The sequence below is a fragment of the Bacillus sp. AC266 genome, from assembly GCF_979253805.1.
In genome coordinates this window covers 1-6,153 of the sequence record NZ_CEEDEC010000019.1, presented here as the reverse complement: position 1 = coordinate 6,153, position 6,153 = coordinate 1, and the positions used below count along the sequence as shown (strand labels likewise).

At 33.8% G+C, this 6,153-nt stretch carries 6 protein-coding genes and 1 pseudogene; all 7 read right to left on the bottom strand.

Annotation, left to right across the window (positions count from 1 at the left end; genetic code table 11):
* Positions 1-226: 226 nt before the first annotated feature.
* Positions 227-685 carry an ASCH domain-containing protein gene (locus tag AC0IXC_RS29005; RefSeq protein WP_326997911.1) on the bottom strand — a complete coding sequence of 153 codons (459 nt, stop codon included), beginning with the start codon at positions 683-685 and terminating at the stop codon, positions 227-229.
* 27 nt (positions 686-712) lie between these two features.
* Positions 713-913 (bottom strand): annotated as a pseudogene (locus tag AC0IXC_RS29000) (peptidase M20); the annotation flags it as partial.
* A gap of 424 nt (positions 914-1,337) precedes the next feature.
* A complete protein-coding gene (bacA, locus tag AC0IXC_RS28995; RefSeq protein WP_215590587.1) occupies positions 1,338-2,135 on the bottom strand; it encodes an undecaprenyl-diphosphate phosphatase in 798 nt (265 codons plus the stop codon).
* 17 nt (positions 2,136-2,152) lie between these two features.
* The gene (locus tag AC0IXC_RS28990) at positions 2,153-2,890 is read right to left on the bottom strand and encodes an ABC transporter permease (RefSeq protein ID WP_002091688.1); all 738 of its coding nucleotides are present in this window, start codon (positions 2,888-2,890) and stop codon (positions 2,153-2,155) included.
* A complete protein-coding gene (locus tag AC0IXC_RS28985) occupies positions 2,883-3,812 on the bottom strand; it encodes an ABC transporter ATP-binding protein (RefSeq protein WP_341086880.1) in 930 nt (309 codons plus the stop codon). Before AC0IXC_RS28985 ends, AC0IXC_RS28990 begins: the two co-directional genes overlap by 8 nt.
* Positions 3,813-3,880: 68 nt before the next feature.
* Positions 3,881-4,894, bottom strand: coding sequence for a sensor histidine kinase (locus AC0IXC_RS28980; protein WP_471653710.1), 1,014 nt, complete (start codon positions 4,892-4,894; stop codon positions 3,881-3,883).
* Positions 4,884-5,597, bottom strand: a complete 714-nt coding sequence (locus AC0IXC_RS28975) for a response regulator transcription factor (protein ID WP_471653709.1) — start codon at positions 5,595-5,597, stop codon at positions 4,884-4,886. The genes AC0IXC_RS28980 and AC0IXC_RS28975 overlap by 11 nt, the downstream gene beginning before the upstream one ends.
* Positions 5,598-6,153: the final 556 nt, after the last annotated feature.

Genomic DNA, 6,153 nt, shown 5'->3' with positions numbered 1-6,153 from the left:
GAACACGGAAGTTAAGCTCTCTAGCGCCGATGGTAGTTGGGACCTTGTCCCTGTGAGAGTAGGACGTCGCCAAGCAACTTTAAGACGAGTCAGAATGACTCGTCTTTTTTGTGTTTAATGAAATAAGCTTGTTATTAATGGCTCAAGAAATCCATTGATAACAAGCTTATTTGTTTAAAGATAAATGTATTTATCTAGTATGGGTTTCCGGTAAAATCGTTATTTATCATAGCTTCACTTTGTTTTTTACATCGATAAGCTTAAAACGTTCGCAAACGAGCAGCATATCTTCAGAAAAACTAAGGCCAAGTTCGCTTAGTTCCTTTGTAAAAAACTGAATATGGGTATCTCTCCAGTAACTATAGGTACGATCGCCTTCGCCTTCAGCGATAGCGAATTCTTCAGTCACTTCATTCATTGGCATTATAGTTACTTCTATTGTCTTAATAATAGCTACAGGTTCATCCTGACTATTGAGTACAATACTATAATCGTTAGTTGTTGGTAGTGGTTCATTTTCTAATTCATAAAAAATATGGCCCGAGCATGTTGCGGTTTTCACACCATCAATGACTAATTGAGCGAGATAATCAGGAGAATCACCAAATTGCCAAGCTGTAACAGATTCTGGTTTTTTATTGTTTCTCCAATAAGTATCCCAATATGATTGTGCTAATGGATTCATTTGTATATTTACCTCACTTTAATTTTTTTATAAGCCTTGAGCAACTTGCTTATTTGTAATAGTTTTGTAGTCATATAAAATCTGGGTTGTTGTATTACGGATTAATACAAGTAATACGCTGAAGGAATATGGTTTATAAACTTGTTCTGTCCATTTATGACCATTTTCCCCGTAGACGCCCATATTAATAGACGGGATGTTTGATTTTCGAATTGTTTCGTATGGTAATGGATATAGTTGTTATGTAGTCTATTTGTGATTTGGGCTGCAATAAAGTTAGGGTCAATGCCCGATCACCTACACGTACTTCTCTTCCATAAATATAGAAACAAGGAAGAAGTGATGTATAGCAAAGGGGTGAGAACATTAGTTCTATCGTGGTGTAATGGGTAGACTCAATCAATTGAGGTGCTTATTTTTACTTCAGTATATGTGTATAAAGAAGAAATGCTATTACTAGGTTCGGATTTCAAATATAGCTTTTAACGTTACATATTTTAATGAAGTGTTGATTATAAATAAAGAATATTCTAATTATTAATATTGATCTATTATCCACTATGCCATATTGAAGTGAGTAATACTAGAGGTGAAATAGATAAAAACCGATATTCCTTGAATATCGGTTTAATAATATGTGACTTATATGAAGCTATAGCAATACGAAAAGTGTAAATACAATAGCTAACAAAATACGATAATATGCAAAAGGTTTTAAACCTATCTTTTCTAAAAGCTTCAGGAAGGTTACTACCGCTAGCATTGCTACTATAAAAGAGGTAATGAATCCTATAGCAAACATAGGAATATCAGCCGCACTTAAATACTTCCAACTTTTTAATAAGTCTAAGCCTGTAGCTCCAACCATTACAGGAAGAGCAATGAGAAAAGAGAACTCAGATGCAGCCTTATAATTTACTTTCGCTAATAGACCTCCAGAAATAGTAGAGCCAGCCCTTGAGAATCCAGGATATACTGCTAAGCATTGAAATAATCCAATTGTTAATGCTTGACGGTATGTTAAATCATCTAGTGAAAAAGCGGTTACCTCTGCTTTTTTTGCTTCTGCAAAAATCATAAGAAATGCTCCTGCTACAAGTCCGATTACGACAGTATACGGCTGGAATAAGTATGCTTTAATAACATCATGTAATAATAAGCCAACAACTACTGCTGGGAATACACCGAGAAAAACATGTAATGCATTGAATTTTTTCTCTTTCCGTAGAAGGGGTTTAATATTACATAAAGAAACAAGGCGTTTATGATATAAAATCGCGATAGCTAAAATTGCCCCTAACTGTATGACAATTTCAAACGTTTTTGCCCTTTCTCCTTCAAAACCTAATAAATGTCCGACTAATATAAGATGGCCAGTAGAAGAGATGGGTAAAAATTCAGCTAACCCTTCTACAATACCAAGTATGAAGGCAATGATAAGATCGCTCATAGTTTCACTCCTATAAATTAATGAATATCCACTCTTTTAAAATAGAATAGTGTTGTAATAAATCCGAAAATCGCTGTTACTGCAATGATGATATAAGAATACTCTGGTGGATAAGTTGGTTGTAATTCGTTATTTGCTATATCTAGAGTAGCGGTCCATGGGAATAGGTCTTTATGTTTTGAATTTACGATCATAAGGTTAGTCATTGTAATAATGATTGTTAATATAATAGGCGGTACATAGGTCTTCATTACAAGAGTTAGTAGTACAATAGGTGAAGACAAAAGAAAGAGAAGTCCACCACATATTAAAAATTTTACGAGAGAGCCTAAAAGTAAGGTGATACTAAACCCAGGGAAGCTACCTACTAGCCCTAATAATAAAGTTAGCGCCCAAGCAACTAAAGTTAGCATCATGATCCAAAGGAATAGAAGGATAAACTTACTTATAATAAAGTTAATACGTGATACTGGGATAGTTAGCAAGTTTTTTAATGTATCTTCCGTGTATTCACGGGTAAATAGATAAGCGATTACAACTCCATATAAGGGGAATCCTATAATTAAAGTAGTGTATAGGTTAACTTCAGTGAACAGTTGACCAAATAAAATAGTTGGAGTAGGCTGCTTTGTCTTCAGGTGTATATAAGAAGCTACAACCACTAAAAATGGCGCGACACCTGCTCCGATAATACTAATCAAAAACATATTGGATCGTTTCAATTTTAATAGTTCTGTATAAAGAAGATTAACCAATTGCGCCACCCCCAACTAGTTTGGTGAAATAATCTTCTAGTCTATCTTCGCTCATCACAATTTTTAATACTTCAACACCATTACGAACTAACGTTCTATTAATGTGTCCTTGCTGTCCAAAGTGAGAATAAACGCGAATATTTCCTTCATCATGTACCTCATAATCAAAAATTTGAAAATGCTTTTCTAATAGCATCGCAGCTTTATTATCATTATTTACCTGGAATTCTATGTACTTACGATTGGCTTTACGCAGTGTATCAAGAGAAACTTCTTCTAATAACCTTCCTTCATGAATAATTCCCATACGATCGACTAGTTGTTCCACCTCAGCTAATATATGACTAGAAATGAGTATCGTTATATTTCTGTCTTGAGCTAAAGATTTAATGAGTTTTCGCATTTCTTTAATACCGATTGGATCTAGTCCGTTAGTTGGTTCATCTAGTATGAGTAGTTCAGGATAATGGAGAAGAGCACGTGCGATTCCTAAGCGTTGCTTCATTCCTAAAGAGTATTTTCCTACTAATTTTTTTGTTTCGTGCTGCAAGCCTACAATTTCTAATGCTTCTTCAATTGCATTCCTTTTGTGAACTCCAATTATCTTTGCATTAATTAATAAGTTCTCTCTTGCAGTTAAGTTTTCATAAAATCCTGGGACTTCAACGATAGAACCGATTCTTCTTAAAATGTCTTTTGGATTCCGAAGTAAATCCTCACCGAATATTTCTATATTTCCACTTGTAGGTTTTATAAGACTAAGCAGCATACGGATTGTAGTTGTTTTACCAGCACCGTTACGCCCTATGAATCCATAAATCTCTCCTTGCTGTACATTTATATTTAGATTATCTACTGACTTTTGGTTCCCATAAACTTTAGTAAGGTTTGTCGTTTTTATAATTGTATTTATAGGGGGCACCTACTTTCTATAAGTTCTTAATTACATAATAAAAAGGAAGGTTTAACTGCATATTAATCATTTCTTAACTATTTCTTAAAAGTAGTGTGTTTTGGGACGGAAAAACCAAAAGTAGTTCGTTCCCAAGGAATACTGTCAACCCATATACGCCCACCATTTTTTTCAACGAGGGCTTTAGAAATAGAAAGTCCGAGGCCACTACCACCGTAAGAAGGATTTCTTGATTGTTCGCTGCGGTACATCCGCTTAAATACGTTTTGTAAATCATGTTTTGGAATACCGGGTCCCTTGTCCCAAATAAGAATCTCATATTCTGTATTGGTTTCTAGTAGTTCGACTCCTACTATTTTCCCAGCTTTTCCGTGATGGATAGCGTTTTTTATTAGATTACCTATAATTCGTATAAGGCTAAGGTGATCTGCAATAATAGGGGAAGTAGATTCTGGTATGAGAACTTGTAGTTCAATGTTATGTTTTGATAGCTCGGGTAAAAACTCGATTAATACTTCTCTAGTAACCTCAGAAAAATCGAGTTCTTCTTCTTTTAATGGAAATTCATCAGCATCTAGCTTGGCCATATTAAAGATTTCATCGACCAGATGTTTTAAGTCATTCGATTTCTTATAAAGTATTTCAAGATATTCTTGCTTTTCTAATTCAGAAGCAGCGACATCATCTTTTAAAGCATCAATATATCCAATAATAGAAGTAAGTGGTGTCCGGATATCATGTGAGATATTAGATAAAAGTTGTTTTCTAGCTTCTTGGGATTTCCTTGCTTCGATCTGACCCTTTTCTAATGCAGTTATTAAGTCGTTTATTGAAAACACGATACTATTTAGTGAACGGTCGTTATTTGTGAATAGCCTCGTTTGTGAATTCCCTTTAAGTGCACGGCTTAATTTAGTAACCATCGATTCGTTGCTTTGAATAAAGTGAACTCTTGAAAAGAAAAGATATATTGTGATTATGATAAGAGCAATAAATAAAGATATTTTCACATGGTATCCCATATCTATATTTAAAAGTCCGCAAATGATAAGTTGTAATGAAATAAGAAAGAGGACCTTATCATTTTTCAACCTTTTCACCTACAAACTTATAACCGATTCCCCATACAGTCTGAATGAATTTTGGATTGGAAGAATCGATTTCTATTTTCTTTCTAAGCTTTCTAATATGCACCATAACTGTATTATCATCTTCTATATAATTATCGTTCCATACATTCCGAAAGAGTTGTGTTTTCGTAAATACTTGCTCTGGGTTTGAAGCGAAGAATTTTAATAGTTCAAGTTCTTTTCCAGTTAAGTTGATTTCTTTTCCGTTCGTATGGACTGTGTATTTTTTAAAATCGATAGTTAGTCCTTTAAATGTTAAAGCTGTTTTCTCTTGTACGTTAGTGTTACTTCCAAGAACTAAAAAACGTCGCATAAGAGCTTTTACTCTTGCAACCACTTCGTGAATACTGAAAGGTTTCGTAATATAATCATCAGCACCTATGCTTAAGCCCAAAATTTTATCAACTTCGTGATCTTTAGCAGTTAGCATTAATATAGGAATGTTGGTTGTATCTCTAAGTTTTCTACACACGTCGATACCATCTACCTTCGGCATCATAAGATCTAATATAACGAGGTTGTAGTTATTTTGGTTAAATAAGCACAAAGCTTCTTCTCCATTAATTGCAGTATCTACCATATATAACTCTCGTTCTAAATATCTTTTTAATAAGTCTCGAATTTCTTTATCGTCATCTGCTATAAGAATACGTATATCTTTCATATCGTCACCTGTTTCTAATAGAATATTATTGATATTACAACTTGATAAACAAAGGGGGATAGGGAGCGGTAATAAAAAATAAAGCAACTTTCTAATTATATACTATTAATTGTTAAAATAAGGTTGCTAGTTTAGCTGAAAAGAATAAATTGTATGAGTTCGGTAAGATGGGAGAAGCGAGTCCTTTGAAATAGAGAAGTGCCTAAATTGAATAGTATTTAGAAGAATAGATTGGTAAAGAAAAGTAGACGATGGTTTCTATTTTAATGAGATCTTTGTAGGTCCTTATCTAGAGTTAAAAGAGTGCAAAGGTACTAAATTAAATTTCTTTGTAAAAAGGTGTTGACGATTAGTATATAGAGGTGTAATATAGGACAAGTCGCCGATAGCAACAACGCAGAAAGCGACAAAAGAAATAAAAAAACTTAGTTGACATTGAAATATGAAAATGTTAACATAAGGGAGTCGCAAATGAGCGGCAAACAAGTTCTTTGAAAACTGAACGAAACAAACAACGTGAACGTCAATTTTTATTTTTAGATGCTAGACAAACTAA